This window comes from Candidatus Syntrophosphaera thermopropionivorans (assembly GCF_004353895.1).
Classification (GTDB): Bacteria; Cloacimonadota; Cloacimonadia; order Cloacimonadales; family Cloacimonadaceae; genus Syntrophosphaera; species Syntrophosphaera thermopropionivorans.
This window is the reverse complement of record NZ_SMOG01000003.1, coordinates 21724-43084: the sequence shown is the minus strand read 5'-3', so window position 1 is coordinate 43084 and position 21361 is coordinate 21724. Positions and strand designations below refer to the sequence as shown.

The following is a 21361-nucleotide window of genomic DNA, read 5'->3' as shown; positions in this document are numbered from 1 at the left end:
GATTAAGATAGATAGTGAGATGGTAACGGATAGTTACAGGTTTCTCTATATCCTCAATTTTATGCTTGTTATGGTATTGTGTGACTTTTTACTGTTTTACCTGGTAAGTTTTTTTCTTAGAGCAAAAAAATATTTTTGCAGAATTCATGAACATATACTAAAAGCTAAATAGGAGGAAGAACAGTGCCTTACTATGTATTTTCTGTCGGGGGAACAGGTGCAAGATGCCTGGAATCGCTTATTTATTTATGTGCTATGGGAATTCATTTAGACCAGCCTTTATTTCCTATATTTGTTGATCCTGACCAGAGTAATGGGAATATCACCAGAACCATTAAATTAATTCAAAAGTATAAACTGATTAGAGAACATTTACCCAGACCATCCAAAGATTATTTATTCAATACAGAGATTATATACAGCGACAAAGAAAATTCACCTAATACAACAGTTAAAATTCCTAATTTATACAATCCAAACTCTGGTTTAGACCCTGCTCAAAATAAACTTTCCCATTTTATTGAATATGAAACGAAACTTCAGGGGACAGATTATAAATTCCTGGCTGACCTTTTATTCAGTAAAGAAGAATTGAATATGGATATGAGTGCTGGATACAGAGGTATCCCTTCTATTGGTTCTATCTTAATGACCGATATTCAAAATCAAGCTTTCTGGACAGAATTAAGAGGAAGATTGGAAGAAGATACTGCTTCTCGAGTTTTTATTTTTGCCTCGTTATTTGGAGGTACTGGAGCTTCAGGATATCCAGTTATCAGTAAATTAATCAAAAATGCCTCTCCAACTACTAAGGTTGGTGGTGTTTTAATGCTTCCCTATTTTAAGCTTAAAGACCCTGAAAACCTGCAAAAATATCAAGAAAGCCTCAAAAAAGAAAAGATAATGCCAAATTCAAAAAGTTTTATGATTAATGCTAAAACTGCTTGTGAATTTTATAAAAATAATTATTCTCAGATTGACTCTAATTATTTTCTGGGAGATGACTTTGAACACTGTAAACAGTACGAAAATTATGCTATAGGCAGTGCTGAGCAAAAAAATGATGCTCATATGCTGGAACTAATGGCAGCTTATGCCGCTATAGATTTCTTCCATAGAGAAAGCGGCAACTTCAAACCATTCTATGTAATACAGGTGAAAAATCCTGATAAAAATGCTGATATTACCGATGTAGTTGCTGAAGATATTCCTCATCAAGATAAAGAAAAACCATTTGAAAGGTTTGCACTACTCTATCATTATATCAATGAATTATTTGAACTTATTGATAAAGACAATGCTAAACTTTTAGATAAAATTGCTTGGCTAAGGGACCTTAAGATTGATGATAAAAAAGTTAGAGCAAGAGATATAATTGATAAAAAAACTGAACTTTCTTCTCTTAAAGAATTAATGGATTCCTTCCAAGAATGGATTTATCAAAATCATAATAATTATGCAAAATTAAATATACTGGATTATGAACTCAAACTGGATAATCTTCTAACCAACAATCCTAATAAATATAAAGGCTATCATATAAGCCATCTGGATACCAAGTTTTATGGTAAGAAAACCAATCAAAATGACTTATTAGGTGATATGTTAGAAGCAATGTCCTTGGCAAAAATAACTGAAGGAAGGTAAAAAATGCCACGCTATTTACTGCCAAAACATAAATCTTTACCTCAGACTACACCAGGTCAATGGAAAGAATTAACCATAACCGATTTTACTACCTTTGTTAATGAAATGGAAGTTTCACCGGATTCCAAGATTAATGTTACTTCCATTCCTTCACCTTGGGCAAGAATGCTTCTTTTTAAAGAAGCTATTAAATCTACTAATCATCTAATACATAAAGAAGTTATGTCCAATATCCTGGATGTTCTGGAGATAATCTTCTATTATGAATTGATGAATATTAATATTGAGTATAAAGAGATTAAAATAAAGAATGACGAGAAAAATAAGTTTCTAAAAATACTGTATGACCTCAGTCCAGAGGAAATAAAGAAGGATGATATTGTCAGCATTGGTTTACTAATTGCCAGCAGAGATTCAAATGATAAATTCGTTTTAGCAGGAACCAGTCCATTTTCTCTCTTATTCACACCTATGAATTTAAAACATAAAGAGGGTAATACAGTCTTCCCAAGATATTTTAGAGAAAGACCTGTCCCTCTTAAAGAACGTCCAAAAGATTTCCAAAAATGGATAAATTCTAACTTTCTCACTAAACTACGAAAAGATGGAAACTATCCTGATTTAGTTAAAGCTTTATCTGATGAGGAAGGTATATGTGCAGAAAGCTTAAAAGAACCATTAACGCAGGAAATTTTACTTCCTTGTGATTTTCTCTTGGAATCCTCTCTGGGAAATCTGTTGGAAAAAATTAATACCAAAAAAATATCCAGCTCTTATCTGTTAAAACCTCGAAAGGAAAATGAAATACCCCCACTGGTTATTGACCCCTCCAAAAGTTTATATGCCAGTGAGTATTACAATGGTTATAACTATCTACAAGATTTCAAATATGAAGAATTAAAAAATAGCAACAGAGATTTTCTGCCAGGTGAAAACATTAAATATCCCTGGATATTACCTCAAGAAGATTTTTTCCAACCGGTTCTGATTAAGTATAAATATCGTCTCAACAATAATAGACTTATACTCGGTTCTTACAAAGATAGCAGCGATATGAAATATGCACTTCCTCTAACTGATACATTTTTCAACTATTTTAACTATGATGATGTACAGGATATGTTAAGCATCCAAGAAATAAGTGATAAAACAGTTAGAGTTACCTTAAAAATTCCTATCCAGAATGGGGATTATATAGAAATTAAACGGGATTATTTTCAAGACTTAACTAATAGCAAAGAAAATCGTATTATCAATTATGATGACCGGGATATTGATACACCTCTTCCACATATAATGATTTGGCCCCCTCTACATCCTGATAACTGGAAAGATAGCTATTATGCTTTTGTTTATGGGAAAAGATATAAAGATGCTATAAATCAGGAAGAAATGGTGCCTCTGGAGTTTAAAGACCAGGATTTTAAAGATATAAATTATGAGAGATCTCGCAAAGCTGATAAAATAGAAATATTCCGATTAGAAACACTTCCTACTTATATTGTGATTTCTGATATTGCTTCCAATGGTAAGGGTTTATTAATTCTCAATCATAAATCCCTGACAACAATAATGAATCCGGAAAAATCGGCAAAAGTTGGTATTGATTTTGGTACTTCCCATACTAATATTGCTATTACAATTGATAATTCTGAGCCAGAAGTGCTGAAATATAGTTCTGGATTTTTAGGTAAAAACCTGAATGATAATGATTTTATCACCCTCATAAGATTTTCTGAACCAGAATTAGGAAGAGAACAAATTCCTAATTTGATTTATAATTATTTAAAACAATATTTCTTACCTAATTCATTAAGTGAGATTCATAATAATCAATCTGTTGATATGCCTCTTCCTTCTATGATATTAATGGAAGGTGATACTGATTCTTATGAAGCATTATTAAATACCTCTATTGCTTTCTCTAAGGATGATGTAGGATTGTTCAATTATGATTTAGATGGAATGACAATTAAAAAAACTTATGTGCAACAAACCAATTTAAAATGGGAACCTCAATTAATAAAACAACAAGCATCAAAAGAATATCTCAGGATATTACTGCTCTTGTTAAAGTATGAATTAATTAAACGAGGAGTTGATTTAAAAAAAGTAGAATATCACTGGGCTTTTCCTAAATCTTTTTCTGAAACCTTAATCAGTGATTATAAAAAAATGTGGCGTGAATTAGTTGGAGATGTATATAAAATTACGGATGAAAGTAAAGCTGCTTTACTATATTTTGACCATAAAGGAATTCTACCTCGTAACACACCAGATATAGCAATAATTATTGATACAGGAGGCGGTTCATCCGATATTTCTATCTGGCAAGATGGTCAAATCCATATGCTTTACAGTTCTCTCTGGGCTGGAAAGAATCTGGTTGGTTTTGAAAAAGATAATAAAATATATTCAATAATTTATGACGCCATCATTAATTTACCTTCTACTAAGAGAGATATTTTCCAAAATATTAAAGGCTTTCAAAATCAATTGAATTATATTCTATATTCTTTAGATGAAACCACATTGAGTAATCTGGCAAGGTCAGATTCTTTCTATAAAATTCGCTTTATAATTCTCTATTTCTGGAGTGCTCTACTGTATGAAATTGGAATCCAGTGCAGAGCAATTGATATGGATAATATCAAAAAAATCAACCTATTCCTGGCTGGTAATGGTTCACGATTTGCCTGCTGGAGCAGTGGAGCAGTGGATAAAATGGATGAACAGGAACAAGAGATTTATCAAAAAATAATTAAAGAAACCATTCCTTTTAAGAATGAGGTAGAGATTCACACTTCTGCTGCTCAGGATAAGAAAAGAGAAGTGGCTATAGGACTTTGTAGAGGTAATGAAGAACTCAGAGCAAAAGAAGCAAGTAAAAGACAATTAATTGCAGAAAAAGTATTTATTGAAGCGAACTCTGACCTATCTAATATGACAATAGATGAATTTAATGAACTAATTTTACAGAATGGACATAATATACATCTGGACCAAAATAACTCTGAAATAGTTAAGTTCCATAACACCTTCTTTGAGGTACTCGCAAAAAGTAATCTCTATAGGGATAGACTGAAAAATGATAGGGCTTTATCTAATCTTGAAAGTATAAAAAATATATTAATTGGCGATTGGGGTAAGTTCGTTGGTGAATTGAGAGGAGTTATAGAAGATAATATTAAAAATTATAATTCTATTTCCAGCTCAGTTTTTACTCTTGAAATGCAGATTACGATTAATAGATTACATCGTTATCTTTCAGAAAATCAATAGAATCAGTATTTAATATAAAATGAGCCGGTTAATTTTAGGTTTAGTAATTTTAGAAGTTGCTGTTTTGGCTTTGCTTATTATTATAATCTGTAAAAAATTGGAGAAAATGGAAACTGCTAAAGAACCTCATAGGCATAGTAGAGATGATGCACAAATCCAAAAACTTTATACCATTCTCAATTCACATAATACAAAACTGGCGAAATTAGAGGAAATGGATGAACGAATTAAGCAACTGCAAAATAAATTGGAGTATTTAAACTCTATCAAAATACCTGAACTAGAGAATACGATTAATCCGCCAATTGAAATTCTTCCTCCAAAAACAAAAGAAGAAACAAATAACGATAACAAAATCTGGGTCTGGAGGTCTGAAGAAGGATTAAAAAAACTTGAACCAGTTAGTAATCCCCAAGGTCTTTATCTAATCAAAGATGGAGCAAAATATCTTCTATATCTGGATAATTTTTCTAAGGAAAGAATTAATGATATAATGAGATTATACAGGGAGATTATTGATTTTCCTGCCAATATTCAGCTAACCGACCAGATAGTAATGAATAAAAATCCTATATATGAAAAACAGGGAAATTATTATATCTTTCGTGAGAAAGGCGAAGTATCAATAAAATAAGGAGTAATAATGGATTCTTTAATATTATTTATTATAATAGTTTTTATTATTTTTGAAATCGGACTATCTATATATAGGGGATATAAAACATCTCAGATCATAAGATCTGAGAATAAATTGATAGATAGTACAAGAGAAGTTATCCAAGCAAAAAATGAGGATTTATTACTTGATCTGAGTGAAAAAGAAAGAAAATATCCTGCTTTAGATTATCTTGCTACCTGTGCTCAAACTGGTCAACAAATAGATGTAGAAAACTTTAAAGAATTACTAATTGCAAAGACTAACGCTGCTTTTTATAATGTAAACTCCGCAATGAATCAATTACCCATAATAGGACTGATGGGAACTTTTCTTGGTATTATAATAGGGATATTTGCAACTAAAAATCAATTAAAGAATATTAATCCAGATATTTTTAATTTAGCTGACAATATTAATCCCCTCCTTTATTCTGCTGGTCTTGCTTTTTGCAGTAGTTTATGTGCTTTAATCTGTGCTTCTTTATTAAAATGGTATTTTGGAAAGGAAAGAAATATATCGGATGAATTAATTGATGATACAATGAAAGCTCTGGTAGTAGATTATATTCCTTATATTTCACCTAAATCCACAGAAGACCGTTTTGCTAAAACAGTAATGAGACTAAATAATACCATAAATAATTTTGTTAACAGTTTAGATGAGAAGCTAAATGGTTTTATCACCAATTTTCAACCTCTCATTGAAAATCAGAAGCAAACAAATGAAGAAACCCTTAAATCTATGGAAGATATTGCTACTCGGTTAAATCAAGATTATGAAACAATTAAACTAATATCAAATCAACAAGCACAACAAATAAATTCTTTTTCCGATATCACAGAAAAGTTAAAAGATGCAAGTTCTTCTATGGAACAAAGCATAAAATTTGCTACGGAAAACTTAAATGAATTTGTTAAATTGGGTTCTGAAATGAAGAGTAATATAAGTGAGATGAATGAACCCTTGAATAATATCATTAAAAAGCAAGAGGAAATTACCAGGGTGAATGAAAGTATCATTAATGAGATGAAAAAGCTTTTGGAAAACATTAATATTCTTCCTTCCTATACCAGTTCAGTCCAGAATTATCTAACTGCCTTGAATAATAAGCTTGATACTTTTAGTTCTGTAGGTGATAAAGTGCATACTGTAACCCGAGAGTTTGATAATTTTAAAGAGAACTTAGATAAACTTTTAACTGAGTTTATAAGTAGCTCTCAGAGATTTAGTGAAACTATGGCAACAAGTTTTAAAGATTATGACCGGGAATTAAGAACTCTTTTTGGTCAGACAATCCCTAAAAAAGAAAAGATAGATTTTTATTATTATGACCCGGAATCTATATCGCAACTTAACGCTATTGCTGAGAAGAATAATGCTATGATTGATTCTATGACAAAGTATACTCGTTCTCTGGAAGAAAATCTTAATCGGTTAAATCAAGAAATTGATTCCCTTAGAGTTTTTGGCTTCATTAGAAAGAAGAAAAACAACAGGAAACATTAAAGATGAAATCAGATAATCGGGATGAGCTTAATTATTGGCCCAGTTTTGCTGATATTTTTTCTTCTTTATTCTTTATCTTCTTCATTTTATTTTCTATCTTCTTTATTTTATTTTCTATCTTCTATTTTAATTATAGTAAAAAAGCAGAGGCAGATCAAAAAGATATTGATGATTTCAAAGAAATGGTTGACTCTCTTGGTTTGAAATTCAATAAAGACAGTAATGAAATAATTATAAAATCCGATATTCTTTTTGACTTTGATAAAAGCGAACTAAAAAGTGAAAATCTTCCTACAATTTTGGATTGGAGAAAAGAGATTAAAAATTATATGGAGAAAGAGGATAGGAAAAAAAGATATTGTATAATTATTGAAGGACATACCGATACCGTTGGAGAAGAAGATTATAATTATAATTTATCTTTAGCTCGTTCACTGAGTTTGATTGAGGAGTTTAAAAAAGACCCTTTCTTTAGAGATCCAGATATAGATTTGATTCCAGCTGCTTTTGGAGAATCAAAATTGGCAGTGCATACACCTGATAATACCCGTAATATGGAAAATAGGCGAGTAGTAATAAGAATTGTCCCCAAATTTATCGGAACAATGCAACAGATAATGCCCCAATAAAATGGATAATGATATAGACCTAAATGTCCCTTTAACTTTAATATCTTTATGAATCACATAAGATTAATTGAACTATTTTTAATTTTTTCCCTTTTGCTGGTTTTTTCTTGTAAAACCGATAACTCTTCTGAACAGAATAATATTGCTATCTATAGACAACCTCAAACACCATCAATTCTTGATTCTCAAAGAGTGATTAAAAGTGGCAGCTATTCCTTAAATCAGATTTTTGTTTTAAATAATACTGAACTTCAGAAGGCAAAATTTCAAGTGGTAAAAGTCTATGATGGGGATACTATAACTATTTCTGACGGTTTTCACGAAATTAGAGTGCGATTAATTGGAATAGATACTCCTGAAATGAATGAAAAAAATCCTGTTTTAAGAAATCTTGCCGATCAAGCAAAAGATTATCTTAGCTCTTTAATCCTAGATCAATTTATCTATCTGCAATTGGATCATTTTAATGAAAAGTCTATGCATCTGGATAAATTCGGCAGATTATTAGCCTATATTTACCGTTTTTCTGATAATCTCTTTGTTAATGCTCAGATGATAAGAATGGGTTTCAGTCAGGAGTATGAAAAATATGCCTTTGAACAGTTGCTTTATTTTAGGAAATTAGCAGCTCAAGCAAAAGCTGAGAAACTTGGAATCTGGGCTCTTAAGAATAGCACAAAATTGTATGATGTTAAATATAATTCTGGAGTTTGTTTCTCTTCTTATACAATAAATTTCATCAATATTAATGGAGTAAGCCATTTAAAATTTTTCTTACTTTTTAGCTAACAAAATATTGGTTCTATTTCTTTATAATGATTGATTTATATCATTTCACTTTCATATATCCAAAATCATCCATTTGAAAAGGGTCTGCATTAAGGTGAACATCACCATTGCTATTGGTGTATCCTTCCAGTCCTCTTCTAAGACCAGAAAAAGCAACATATACTCTCTTTCCACTCAAGAGCTTTCCTGTAGCTTTTGAAATCACTTGAACAGTAATCATATTTCCTCACTTGTAAGTAACTGGTATTGTTTTGTAAATACCATCCGAGCTTAGAAACACATCATTCTCATAGATTTGCTCAATCATATAGTCTTCCAAGCTATCAAAGAAGTCTAAACCAAGGAATTGAATGAAGTTGACAATTGCGCCAGATAGTCCTGATTTATAGACAACTAACCTTACTCTCATCCACCTATTCCAGGGTATTTGTGTCCCAGTCTGTGCAGAATTTGAACCAGCTCCAATGTAACTATCGGCATAGTATATAAATGCGCTGTTGGACTTATCTCTGATATCTACACCAACATTTGCACTGGGTCCATTGATGATCCAGATTGCAGAGCCTTGAATGGTTTCAGGGATAAAGAACATTTCAGTGTTCCCTAATATATTAGGATCAGGTGCCAGATGAGCCACATGATCCTGATTATCGTCCCTGATCGTAACTTGTGTTGGACTTTCAGAGCACGATATTATTAGGCTCATTATTAATAAAACCAAGACAAAGGTGACACGAAGATTACGTTTTAAAGACATTTCTTACTCCTTTATGCTAACTTAATAATGGGTTTTCACTAATCGTTCCATTTCTCCCACTTGAATCTCATTCACTTAAAAATATTATAAAATTCACACATTATCTGTCAACGAGTTTTTTTTCAATAAATCTATGGTTATATAGTTGATTTTGTATAACTATTTATCATTAAATACATTATCTTGTAGAAGAATCGTGAGATTCAGTTTCTTGACCATAGTTAGGTTATCTAAATGTGTCATATATCAATAAGGTATGCCTTTGAGCAGTTGCATTATTTTAGGAAATTAGCGGCTCAAGCAAAAGATGAGAAAATCGGAATCTGGTTAATACTTTACCGCACAAACTTATATCAATTAAGAAATGACTCAATAGCTTATTTTCCTACTTTTACTTGAAAAAGCAATAAGGAAAATTGGGCAGAACCCTTATCTATTAAAGCAAATATAATATCAATACCACTTTTCATCCTGAATTCTATATATTTATTATAATTAATCTCCTTTATCTACTCGCATTATTTCCAGCTAATCTGGATTAATTTTGCTACCCTGTTAACAATTCTCCCTTAGCTCTCTCTTAGCTCTTACTTAGCTAATTCCTTAAGAGAGAAGCAAGTAGGAGTTAGGTGACAAGCAAGAATGGCTAAACCATTAAATGAGTGATAGTTAAGGAGAGCCCATAAAAATATTTTTCTTACTCTTAAGCTAATAAAATATGGGGTCTATTCCTTTATAATTATTGATTTAATTTAAATTCAGGAGGGTGAAATTAGAAAAATGGATAAGTTTATTTATCTTGACAAAATCATAATCCTAAGAATAAGAAATAATAGCGAAAGTAATCTTAGATCTTTGGAAAATGCCTTATTAAGTTATAATATATTGATAAATAATAAATAAATGATTTTGGGAGTAGTGTATGTTCAAAAAGATTAGAAAAAGGAATGGTTCAATTGTTGATTTTGACCAGCAAAAGATTGTGCGAGCAATTCAAAAAGCTGGTGAAGCTACAGGAGAATTCCAGGAAGATACCGCAGAGCTTCTTGCTAATCGTGTGCTCAATTTAGCTGCACAAATCATAAATACTGAAATTCCTGAAGTGGAACGCATTCAGGATATAGTAGAAGAGGTATTACTCGCTTCTCCCTATAAAAAGACCGCTAAAGCCTATATTATTTACCGTGATCAGCATGCCCGTCTACGAGAAATGTTTAATACCGGTGGAGTACAATTGATTGATAAGTATCTGGAGAAACTTGATTGGCAGGTGAATGAGAATTCCAATATGGCATATTCTTTACAGGGGTTGAATAATTATATTGCCAGTGAAATTAGCAAGACTTACTGGCTAAATAAGATTTATCCGCCAGAAATTCGTCAGGCACATCTAGAAGGAGATATTCATATTCACGATCTCGGTCTACTTTCAGTTTATTGTGTAGGATGGGATTTGATGGATTTATTGACCACTGGCTTTTCTGGAGCCGAAGGAAAAGTGGAAAGTTCGCCTGCAAAGCATTTTCGTAGTGCTCTGGGTCAGATGGTTAACTTTTTCTATACTCTTCAAGGAGAAGCTGCTGGAGCTCAGGCTTTTTCCAATTTTGACACCTTATTAGCTCCATTTATTCGTTATGACCACCTGGATTATAAAGAAGTTAAGCAGGCATTACAGGAATTTATTTTCAATATCAATGTTCCAACCCGGGTGGGATTTCAAACTCCCTTTACCAATATTACGCTTGATTTAAAGCCCTCTTCTCTATTTAAAGATATGCCTGTAATCATCGGAGGAAAACCTCAAGCTGAGACCTATGGCGAATTCCAAAAAGAAATGGATATGCTTAACCAGGCTTTTCTGGAAGTGATGATTGAAGGAGATGCCAAAGGAAGAGTTTTCACTTTTCCTATTCCAACTTATAATATTACCAGGGATTTTGATTGGGATGCACCTCAATTGAATTATCTCTGGGAAGCCACATCCAAATATGGTATTCCTTATTTTTCTAATTTTATCAATTCAGATATGAATCCTGATGACGCTCGTTCAATGTGCTGTCGTTTAAGATTGGATACCAGAAAATTAGCTTCCCGGGGAGGAGGACTTTTTGGTGCCAATCCATTAACTGGCTCTATTGGAGTAGTAACTATAAATTTGCCCAGAATAGGTTTTAAAGCTGAAAATGAAAAGGAGTTTTTTGAATATCTGGAATCTGTATTAATTATTGCTAAAAATAGTCTGGAAATCAAGAGAAAAGTGCTTGAACGCTATACAGAAAACGGTCTTTATCCCTACACTCGTTTTTACCTCAGAAATATCTATGAGCGCTTTGGAGAATACTGGAAGAATCATTTTTCTACTATCGGAATTATTGGTATGAATGAAGCCTGCTTAAATCTTTTTGGTAAAAGCATTGCCACCACTGAAGGAAGAGAATTTGCTCTAAAAGTGATGGATTATCTACGTCAGAGATTGATTGATTTTCAGGAAGAAACAGAATGCAACTACAATCTGGAAGCAACACCGGCTGAAGGGGCAAGCTACCGTTTAGCTTTGCTGGATAAAAAGCATTTTCCCGCTATTTTAACCGCTAATTGCGATGATGAAGCTCCTTTTTATACTAATAGCACACATCTTCCCGTGAACTATTCTGATGATATCTTTGAAGTCCTGGATTTGCAGGATGAACTTCAAACTAAATATACTGGTGGAACTGTCCTTCATATCTATGCTGGTGAAAGAGTGGAACAAGGAGAAAGCATTAAGAAACTGGTGAAAACAGTTTGTGAAAACTACCGTCTACCTTATTTCACTTTTTCTCCTACTTTCAGTATCTGTCCTCAGCATGGTTATTTGATAGGTGAACAACCAATCTGTCCCCAATGTCATCAACCGACTGAAGTTTTCTCTCGGATAGTTGGCTATTTGCGTCCCGTTTCACAATGGAATGAAGGGAAAAAAGCAGAATTTAAACTGCGAAAATCCTTTAATCCAGTCAAGAATATGGAAACTAAAGAACAGCATCAGGAGAAAACTCACCTTTCTTGAGGTCATAAAAGATGAAAATTGGGGGTTTTCAAAAATTCTCTTTGCTGGATTATCCAGGAGAACTGGCAGCTATTATATTCACTCAAGGTTGCAATTTCCGCTGTTCTTACTGTCAAAATCCAGAACTGGTAGATGCAGCAAAATCTGATTCTCTTTATCCAGAAGACCAGATTCTTGATTTTCTGAAAAGAAGAATAGGAAAACTCAATGCTGTCGTTATCGGGGGTGGTGAACCTACACTTCAAGAAGATTTAGAGGATTTCTTATACAAATTAAAGGCTATGAATTATCTCATCAAAGTAGATACCAATGGTTCTATCCCTGAAAGCATAGAAAATCTTGTAAACAAAGACTTAGTTGATTACTGGGCAATGGACCTTAAAGCACCAGAATCACTCTATCCTTTAGTCACACGAGCTGATATTCCTTTTTCCAGTATCTTGAAAAGTATGGAAATTATTAGAGAAAGCAGCAAAAGTTATGAATTTCGCACTACCTTTTTTGATAAACTTTTGCATTTGGAAGATTTAGAGAAAATCCAGAATCTTCTTCGTCCTGGCGATAAATTCTATCTACAAGAATGCCAGTATAGCAAGACCTTAGATAATCTTTCTAATCCTGCAACTAGGGATAATACCGCCTATATTAATATGCAAAATCATCCTGTTTTCCAGTCTCTAATTGAATGGGGAACTAAAAATCAGGTCAAAATAGAGATTCGCACACTTTAAAGAAATGGAAAAAATTCAGATTGAACCCTGGCTACTTCAGGTAAGCAAACCTTCCCGCTATATTGATGAGGAAATTAATGCTGTTCACAAACCCTGGCAGAAAGTCAATTTTTGCTTTGTTTATCCTGATGTATATGAAGTGGGCATTTCCAATCTCGGGCTAAAAATACTCTATTCTATAGTCAATCGTATTGAAGGAGTGATGGCTGATAGATGCTATCTTCCCTGGATTGATATGATAGAAATTATGCATCTTGAGAAAATACCTCTTTTTGCACTGGAAAGCAGAAAAGCACTAAGGGATTTTGACCTTTTGGGCTTCACTTTACAAAGTGAGATTACCTATAGCAATGTTCTTGAAGCTTTAGATTTAGCAGGAATCCCTGTTTTAGCCAAAGATAGGGGAGAGGAATATCCTATTATAATGGCAGGTGGTCCCTGTGCAATCAATCCCTTGCCTCTACAGGATTTTATAGATGTTTTCTTTGTTGGAGAAGCGGAAAAAGCCATATGTGAAATAGCTGAAATTTTTAAGAGCTGTACACAAAAGGGAATAAAACTTCAAGAACTGGCGAACATTGAAGGCTGCTATGTTCCTGAAATTCATTCTCCTCTTATTTCTCAAGGCTGGAAGGTGAAAGCAAGAAAATTTAAGGAGTTTTCTCAATCGGATTTGATTCATAAACCACAAATCTTACCCTGGCAAATAGCTACTCATCATCGCTGTGTTGCAGAACTAATGCGAGGCTGCTCTCGGGGTTGTCGTTTTTGTCAGGCAGGTTATTTTTATCGGCCTGTCCGTGAACGCTCTGCTGATATTCTCATTGAAGATATTCTTTCTGAAATTAAAGAAAGCGGATGGGATGAAGCTGGATTACTTTCTCTTTCCAGTAGCGATTACAGTCAATTGAAAGAGGTTTTGCGCACCTTACTGAATTCAATAGATACCGATAGAACTCATATCTCTCTTCCTTCTTTACGAGTGGATGCTTTAGATAGCCAGACAATTGATTTGATGAGACAATTAGGTAGGGAAGGTTTAACTATTGCTCCCGAAGCAGGTTCTCAACGCTTGCGTGATATCATAAATAAAAACCTTACGGAAGAACAGATTTTAACCGGGGTTAAATTGGCTCAACAACTTGGCTGGCAAAAGGTTAAACTCTATTTTATGATTGGGTTACCCGAAGAAACGGATGATGATATTGATGCTATAATAGAACTTATCAAGAAAATCCAGAGTCAGAGCAAAAACAGGATGCAGATAAATGTTACTCTCTCTCCCTTTGTTCCTAAACCGTTTACTGCTTTTCAATGGTCAGCAATGCTTCCACGAGAAGAGCTTTTAAAAAGATGCATTAAAATTAAACAGACTCTGAAACGCTCTGGCAATATCAAAATTAAATATCACACCATAGAATCTTCCATCCTGGAAGCTATTTTTGCTCGCGGTGATGAAAAAATAGATAAAGTTATCTTTGATGCCTGGAAATCTGGTGCCTTCTTTGATGGCTGGAATGAATGTTTTAAATATGAACTCTGGGAGAAAGCTTTTCAGGAAAATGGACTTTCTCCTGAAGAATATTTGCAAGCGAAGAATCTCAATGAAGTCCTATCCTGGGATTTTATTGACTTAGGAATAAATAAAGAATTTTTATTGGAAGAATGGAGAAAGGCACAAGAAGCTATAACTACTCCAGATTGCCGTCAGACCTGCTCTCAGTGTGGTGTTTGTACTGATGAAATCAAAAATGTAATCTCTCCGCCTCTACCGGAAACTGGGCGAACGCTTATCTCAGAGTCTTTTCTTTCCCAAAAAAGCAAATCTGACATTCAATATCGCTATCGGGTCTTTTATGTGCGTACAGATATTCAACGTTTTATTTCACACCTGGATTGGATGCGAATGCTGTTTCGTCTCGTTTCTAAAGCTCCTCTGGAAACCGTTTTTACTCAGGGCTTTTCACCTCATCCCAAAATTAGTCTCTGTCCTCCACTGCCTCTTGGTGTAGAAAGTATCAGCGAATATTTTGATATATCCTTTTATTCACCTTACACTCAGGAAGATATAATTAACGCTCTATCTTTAGAAAATATTCCAGGTTATAAAATCAATAAAGCAGAAAGATTAATTATAAAACCCAGAGTCCCTTTTGCAGAATGGATTTCTATAAAAATACCGCAAGAATACATTAATCATATAGAAAGCTCTCTTTCTACCTTTGAAAAAGAAGTTTCTCATCCTTTTATCAAAATCAAAGAAAATAAAACCACTACCTATGACCTCAAGAAGATAATTTTAAAGACCTATGGGAAAAACCACCAGCTCTTTATCCTGAAGTCCTTAGAAAGCCCAGCGCTATATGATATACTGGCAGAAGTGTTAAGACTGGATAAAACCATTCTCTATACATTATCCCTTTGCCGAAGTGGCTGGTCCTTCCTTTAATTATACAGATTCTGTTAAGCTCAGCAGAACAAAACTTTATTCAGGTTTCCCTTATCTTTTCCTATTTTAATAATATTCCTTTTTTGATATATCTTTTCCCTGAACAATTCACTTGTAGTTCTCTAAATGCATAATTTTAAGAGTTTTCTCAGTCTCTCGCTCTACCGGAGCTGTATCTTAAACTCTGTATTACCGATCCGAAAGGAGATGTCTAATGGATGCCATTAGCGGCTGGATATACGGTAAACGCCTCCTGAGAGATTATCACAATCTATGTTTCCAAGGATATCACCGGATTCATAGAGCCCTTTGGTGAGGCTGCCTGGATGCTCCTCTACAAGGAGAAGTGGGGTTATTTGGAAGTCTATAACGATCTTGACCATCGTCTGGTCAATCTCTTCCTGCAGGTCAAGTATCATCCTGATGAGCTGATCAAGGAGCTGGACTGTCTCATAGCCAGCCGCAAAATCTTTGGCGATATCCTCAAGCAGGAAGGCCTTACCGAGATACAGCGGGCAGTAGCAGAGTCATTAACGGCAATCGGCTATCTGTCTTCCAAGCTATGAGATGGTTTTTTATTCTAAAGTGAAGTCGTAGGATCAGTATCTCTCAGGGTTTCTCGCAAGTAATCAACTTCTATATTGACAAGAATCAGCAGATTACTTATTTGACATCTGAGTATGTTTTTGTTAGATTGCTTGCTGAAAATGAGATATGAAGAACTCAGATAAATAAAAAACAAAATCAGGAAGGAGGAATGATGAAAAAGTATTTGTTTTGCCTATTCTTTCTATTGCTTATGGTAGTCACTTTGATGGGAGTACCCTATGAGCAAACAGAGGAATACATCCAAAAGCAAGCAATCTTAAACGAAAGGGCGGCAAGATTCAAAGCCGAAACTGGTTTTGAGGGAGATATCACTTATAATTACCAGTATATGAAGTTCTCCCACATAATTGGAAATTTTAGAGACATAGTTATAACAGCTCCGCAAGATACCGTTTATATGAAGCAGGTCTTTGATCGGGTTCTTGCCAAAGTAAAGCCCTATATCTCTGCACAAGAAGGACAGCTGTTCAGAGGAAAGATATCAAGCAACACTTATGGAACCGGGGTCAGATATGAACAAATTGTAAATGGATACAGGATCGAAGGAGGTTTTGGATATCTTAAGATGTATTATAATTTTGCCACATTTGAGCTGAGTATTGTCGATGATACAGCAGACATAAGCTCTGACATTATACCGATTAATATTAGCTTAAACCAGGCTGTTCAAATTGCCATTCAACGCTACGACCCCAATTATAACTATGATCCAAATAATGAGTTAACCCATCCTAGATCAAAATTAGTCTATTTTCCCATCCCAGGCGAAAATAACTCGTATCAGTGTAAGTTATGCTATATGATAGCATTTTGGGGGCTGACCGTTTTTATTGATCCCAGCTCAGGAGATATTATTCACACAAGGACATTGATTATGGAGGACTATCAATGCAACATTGATGGTGAAGTGTATGAATCTACTTATTCAGGATCTTATGTGAATTCATTGGGTTATGTCCCCATTCCCTATGTTATGGTATCGACCGATAATTTTTCTGGGTATACAAATAGTAATGGATATGTTGCCGTAGAAGATTCTACTTTAAACAATCTTAAAATCAAACTGAGCTATCAAGGTTTGTTAAGCTTATGTGAGTATCCTGATACAATACGAGTGAAAATCTCCGATAGTATAAATACTGTTCAAGATAGCATTTTTGCGAGGTTCGACGATAATCCATGTAATGGGTTAAATATATATTATCACACATTAGCCCAGTTTCATTCATTGGATAGTTTATCACCGTTTTCAGCCAACACATTTGGAATTAGGATTATCGGTAATATGCCATTAACAATGAACAATTATGGAGAATTTGATCCAGTATATAATGCAATTCGAATACGTCAAGACATTGGGCGATATTCCCATGTATCTCGACATGAACTCAGTCATGCTTTTGTCTATGATAAACTGAACGGTGCTTTTTTTCATAACACTGATTTATCCAAGAGAGCAATGGATGAGGCATTTGCAGTATACTTACCATGTTCAGTATTGGGCTCCAGCTTATACATAAACTCACCTAATAATGTCAATGATATTACATTTTATACGGTATCTGATGTATTGGTAAACTACTCTAGCATGTATCCTAATTCAATTATGAATGAAGAGTTTTATCAAGAGTATTTCTGTCGTTATCCCATTGCCTCCGCATGGTGGGAGATTAGAAACCTCCTTGGCAACACAGTTTTTGACCAGTTTCTCATTAATGCACTAATTTACGGTGTATCATATACTGAACCCCTAAGGTACAAGCCTCGTTATTTCTACAATATACTCATGAGGAAATCAACAACATCGAATCAGTTAATAATAGATAAAGCCTATTCAGACAGGGGTCTTCATTTTACACCCCAGGCAATCAGTGCCGGAGTATCCAATCCACCAGATGGTCGGGACAAGAACATGTTTCGGATCGGTGATCCGGTTCATGTGAAGGTCACAAACTGTCCCCAGAATACTCCTCTTACGGTTTATGTTGTTGAGGATCAGGATTATACTGATGGGATGAATATATCAGCTTTGAATGCAATCATCTGTCAGGTATCTGGTACTTCAGATAATGATGGAGTGTGGTATTCCAGCACTCCTGTAATGACTGCTTCAGATGTAGGAGATTACGACATCCTTGTTGATATTGGCAATAATGGGGTGCTGCATTTCGCCTATGTTGGAGCAAATATCCGGGATGGTTTTGATGGTCTCAATGGTCCCGGTTTCACTGTTTATGACGATGGGATAGATGTAGTGTTAGCCCTTGATCTTTCACAGAGTATGGTAGAGGAATGCGCAAACCTTCAACAACTAACAAGAAGTTTTATAAGTGCTATGCTACCTGGGGATAAGATTAATATTTTTGGTTTTAATGAAGGAACTCCTCCGAACTGGAGCGGAGGATTTACAAATTTATCCCCAACACTAACAGCGGAATTATACTCTATTACTTCATCAAATCAAAACTCTTATATCAATAGTGTAGGCTTACCAAGTGCAGGAGGTAATACAGATTTACTTGTCCCTTTTACTTATGGATACTATAGATTTGGCGCGCCAACAGAAAGAAAAAAGGGGATGGTACTGTTATCAGATGGAGAGCATCATCCAACAATAGACCTCGATAATCAATATAACCCCTATTACAGCAACCCACATAGTATGTATCATGTTAGCAATAGCATCAATTTATATTATATTCCCAGAAATATTGAATGCTATACCATGCGGTTCGGTAATATATCCAGTGGCATTGTGAATATGAGTAATATAGCATCTTGGGGGCATGGGGTGGCTTATCAGGTGCCACAATTATCAAATATGTCATTGATTGTAAGCCGTCTGCTCAATCGTTTGAGAGGCAATCCCCCATCATACGAGAATAATCACTCCATTCCGCCAAACTCCATCCAAACCTTACAAATCGTTGTTGATGATCTGGCTGATAATCTAAGAACTACTTTGATTTGGAGTACATCCGGTAACCCTAGCGCTAATTTGTTTACTTTGACTTCACCATCGGGGATTATTTATAATCAGCCAGAGTGTTTTGGTACTACAACACAAAAATATGCCATTGATGCACCAGAGAGTGGAATCTGGTGTGCAAGCATTACTAACAACTACTCGACAGCACAAACGTACAGCATAATAAGCGAGGTTGATTCTGATTTAACTGTTTCGGTTGAGGAAATCCCTGCAGTGTATCCGGTAGATTGTCCTTTGTTATTGCAAGTTTCAGTTTCAGATTATATTACACCTATTACTAGCGCTGTAGTTAGTGCTCTACTTAAGAGAGGTGAATGGCAGTTTTCGGTTGATCTTTATGATGATGGCAGCCACAATGATGGGATCGCTGGTGACGGCGTGTATGGAAATTATTTGTATGCCTACGCAGAGATAGTTAATGTATTCCCATCCTATCAGCAATATGGGGACTTCGATTTGTCAATTATTGTAGATATTCCTTCGATAAATGGGCGACGGGTTGTCAATCAGAATCTATACTTAAGTCCCACTCAACCAAACCCATATCCTCAAGTTACACGCAATCTACATAAAGGGTGGAACTGGGTTGGGTACCCTCGTCTACAAAGAGATGAGGTAGGAACATCAATTGATTATGCTAATGTTTCTTTGTTGCCTTTTCTTACAGATATTGTCTCATCAGATGGAATAGCAGAATATCGTAACAATCACTGGTGCTATTATGGATTGAATTCGCTTAATAGCAATGATGGTTATAAATTGCGAATTAATGATATCGACAACATAAGGCTGTTCGAGCTTGGCACTATCATTGATACTCTGATGGTGCATCAATTATACGAGGGGCATTGGAACTGGGTTACATATCCTTGCTATGAGACGGTCTATCCCTGGGAGGCATTGTCTGGAGTCATAGATAGGATAGATTACATCATGGCAGAAGATTGGAGTATGAAGAAAGATGGCGATGTCTGGGTTTATGATGGGGTTTCTCGTCCTCATTTGAAATATGGTGATTCTATCATGATACGAACCGTTAGAGATTGCGAATTTGTTTGGAACAATCCACTCACTACACCAATAATTGTTGATCCTCGTAAACCTTCATACTTCGTTTATGAAGACAAACCAAATTACGAAACAATTATGATTGAATCAATCGAAGGCAATCCGGATTATACTGAGATAGGAGTTTTTCAAGATGATTTGTGTATAGGAGCTAGAGTTAACGAAGCATATCCCATCCAGATACTGGCCTATTCTACTCCTGAAGAAGAAGGTGGAGGACCGTTGAGCTTTATGCTGTACTCGGAAGGTAAAAGCGCTGTATCAGTTAGTCCGGCTACTATTCACCCTGGCAATTACATCGTTAATGAGCCAACTATTGAGCCTGAATTATATGGCTTTCGTGTGTTAACACTAAAGACCAGCGACCAACTGATGCCCTCAGTGCTTGCTCTGCATTCAATTTATCCAAATCCGTTTAATCCTTCAACTACTATCAATTTCTCTTTGCCAAAAACAGCACCTGTCAAACTGGTCATTTACAATATCAGAGGTCAAAAGGTTAAAGACCTCTTGAACGAGTCACTAGAGTGTGGTAGTCACAGCGTAGTCTGGAATGGTCGGGATGATGGCAATCGACCTGTTGCATCTGGCATATATTTTGTTCGATTAGAGCAAAGTGGAGTAACCAAAATTAGTAAAATGATGCTTATGAAATAGTATCGAATGATAGTGCATAAAAAGGCTGCCTAAAAAATTGGCAGCCTTTCCTTTTCAATCAACCATGCATCTATCAAAACTGAAACCGCTTACAGGATTATCCTCAAGAACAAGGATGCCTATTCCTCTACTATAATAGATATAGCAGACGATGATGTTATCAGCTTTAGCAGCAAGCGGGGTAATAAGGAGAAACCCGATATCAAGACCGTTGATGTCCTGGCAGGGGATACCAATCAACTTCAGAGCAGGATAAAAGGCTAATTATCGACTATCCGGAGTTGTAGCCAATGGATGCCTTTGATCTGGACTTCTATTTCAAGAACAAAGCTCGGATCAGAGTACGCTATATCTGGAATACACTTCCTCTTGGTGTAGAAAGTATCTGCGAATATTTTGATATATCCTTATATTCCCCTTACACTCAGGAAGATATAATTAGCAGTCTCACTTTTCAATTGACAATTTCTGGATTTTGATTAATATGTCATTAAGATTAGCAGATTGACTAAGTGAGTGCTAAAAAATCAAAAAGGAGTTT

14 protein-coding genes are annotated in these 21361 nt (G+C 34.9%); 12 read left to right on the top strand and 2 right to left on the bottom strand.

What is annotated here, in order from left to right; all coding sequences use genetic code 11:
* Positions 1-183 precede the first annotated feature (183 nt).
* The 6 genes from E0946_RS02220 (at position 184) to E0946_RS02195 (ending at position 8511) form a co-directional block, all read left to right on the top strand.
* A complete protein-coding gene (locus E0946_RS02220; protein ID WP_133200842.1) occupies positions 184-1647 on the top strand; it encodes an FtsZ/tubulin family protein in 1464 nt (487 codons plus the stop codon).
* A gap of 3 nt (positions 1648-1650) precedes the next feature.
* Positions 1651-4929 carry a hypothetical protein gene (locus E0946_RS02215; protein WP_133200841.1) on the top strand — a complete coding sequence of 1093 codons (3279 nt, stop codon included), beginning with the start codon at positions 1651-1653 and terminating at the stop codon, positions 4927-4929.
* A gap of 19 nt (positions 4930-4948) precedes the next feature.
* Positions 4949-5563, top strand: a complete 615-nt coding sequence (locus tag E0946_RS02210; RefSeq protein WP_133200840.1) for a hypothetical protein — start codon at positions 4949-4951, stop codon at positions 5561-5563.
* Between the two features lie 117 nt (positions 5564-5680).
* Positions 5681-7093, top strand: coding sequence for a methyl-accepting chemotaxis protein (locus E0946_RS02205; protein ID WP_133200839.1), 1413 nt, complete (start codon positions 5681-5683; stop codon positions 7091-7093).
* 2 nt (positions 7094-7095) lie between these two features.
* Positions 7096-7722, top strand: a complete 627-nt coding sequence (locus E0946_RS02200) for an OmpA family protein (protein ID WP_133200838.1) — start codon at positions 7096-7098, stop codon at positions 7720-7722.
* 48 nt (positions 7723-7770) lie between these two features.
* Entirely contained in the window at positions 7771-8511 is a 741-nt protein-coding gene (locus E0946_RS02195; RefSeq protein ID WP_133200837.1) for a thermonuclease family protein, read from the top strand.
* A 40-nt stretch (positions 8512-8551) separates the two neighbouring features.
* Here E0946_RS02195 and E0946_RS02190 read toward each other — a convergent pair whose 3' ends face one another.
* Together E0946_RS02190 and E0946_RS02185 are read right to left on the bottom strand one after the other, a co-directional pair.
* Positions 8552-8731, bottom strand: a complete 180-nt coding sequence (locus tag E0946_RS02190) for a hypothetical protein (protein WP_133200836.1) — start codon at positions 8729-8731, stop codon at positions 8552-8554.
* Positions 8732-8737: 6 nt separating this feature from the next.
* Positions 8738-9148, bottom strand: a complete 411-nt coding sequence (locus E0946_RS02185) for a hypothetical protein (RefSeq protein ID WP_243713710.1) — start codon at positions 9146-9148, stop codon at positions 8738-8740.
* Positions 9149-10190: 1042 nt separating this feature from the next.
* Between E0946_RS02185 and E0946_RS02180 the strand changes: the two genes are divergently transcribed.
* The 6 genes from E0946_RS02180 to E0946_RS02155 all read left to right on the top strand — a co-directional run bounded on the left by E0946_RS02180 (position 10191) and on the right by E0946_RS02155 (position 21299).
* Positions 10191-12317, top strand: coding sequence for a ribonucleoside triphosphate reductase (locus tag E0946_RS02180; protein ID WP_133200834.1), 2127 nt, complete (start codon positions 10191-10193; stop codon positions 12315-12317).
* Between the two features lie 11 nt (positions 12318-12328).
* Entirely contained in the window at positions 12329-13048 is a 720-nt protein-coding gene (locus E0946_RS02175) for an anaerobic ribonucleoside-triphosphate reductase activating protein (protein ID WP_133200833.1), read from the top strand.
* A 4-nt stretch (positions 13049-13052) separates the two neighbouring features.
* Positions 13053-15497: a TIGR03960 family B12-binding radical SAM protein gene (locus tag E0946_RS02170; RefSeq protein ID WP_133200832.1), complete on the top strand. Its 2445-nt coding sequence runs from the start codon at positions 13053-13055 to the stop codon at positions 15495-15497.
* Positions 15498-15823: 326 nt separating this feature from the next.
* Positions 15824-16063: a DNA adenine methylase gene (locus E0946_RS07370; RefSeq protein WP_243713708.1), complete on the top strand. Its 240-nt coding sequence runs from the start codon at positions 15824-15826 to the stop codon at positions 16061-16063.
* A gap of 191 nt (positions 16064-16254) precedes the next feature.
* A complete protein-coding gene (locus E0946_RS02160) occupies positions 16255-20820 on the top strand; it encodes a T9SS type A sorting domain-containing protein (protein WP_133200831.1) in 4566 nt (1521 codons plus the stop codon).
* Between the two features lie 290 nt (positions 20821-21110).
* A complete protein-coding gene (locus E0946_RS02155) occupies positions 21111-21299 on the top strand; it encodes a DUF2344 domain-containing protein (RefSeq protein ID WP_133200830.1) in 189 nt (62 codons plus the stop codon).
* Positions 21300-21361 lie beyond the last annotated feature (62 nt).

Excerpts from the sequence above, each read along its gene's own strand:
- E0946_RS02190 (WP_133200836.1), bottom strand. The coding sequence starts at position 8,731 with ATGATTACTGTTCAAGTGATTTCAAAAGCTACAGGAAAGCTCTTGAGT.
- E0946_RS02180 (WP_133200834.1), top strand. The coding sequence starts at position 10,191 with ATGTTCAAAAAGATTAGAAAAAGGAATGGTTCAATTGTTGATTTTGAC.
- E0946_RS07370 (WP_243713708.1), top strand. The coding sequence starts at position 15,824 with ATGCTCCTCTACAAGGAGAAGTGGGGTTATTTGGAAGTCTATAACGAT.
- E0946_RS02200 (WP_133200838.1), top strand. The coding sequence starts at position 7,096 with ATGAAATCAGATAATCGGGATGAGCTTAATTATTGGCCCAGTTTTGCT.
- E0946_RS02155 (WP_133200830.1), top strand. The coding sequence starts at position 21,111 with ATGGATGCCTTTGATCTGGACTTCTATTTCAAGAACAAAGCTCGGATC.
- E0946_RS02170 (WP_133200832.1), top strand. The coding sequence starts at position 13,053 with ATGGAAAAAATTCAGATTGAACCCTGGCTACTTCAGGTAAGCAAACCT.
- E0946_RS02215 (WP_133200841.1), top strand. The coding sequence starts at position 1,651 with ATGCCACGCTATTTACTGCCAAAACATAAATCTTTACCTCAGACTACA.
- E0946_RS02175 (WP_133200833.1), top strand. The coding sequence starts at position 12,329 with ATGAAAATTGGGGGTTTTCAAAAATTCTCTTTGCTGGATTATCCAGGA.
- E0946_RS02160 (WP_133200831.1), top strand. The coding sequence starts at position 16,255 with ATGATGAAAAAGTATTTGTTTTGCCTATTCTTTCTATTGCTTATGGTA.
- E0946_RS02210 (WP_133200840.1), top strand. The coding sequence starts at position 4,949 with ATGAGCCGGTTAATTTTAGGTTTAGTAATTTTAGAAGTTGCTGTTTTG.
- E0946_RS02195 (WP_133200837.1), top strand. The coding sequence starts at position 7,771 with ATGAATCACATAAGATTAATTGAACTATTTTTAATTTTTTCCCTTTTG.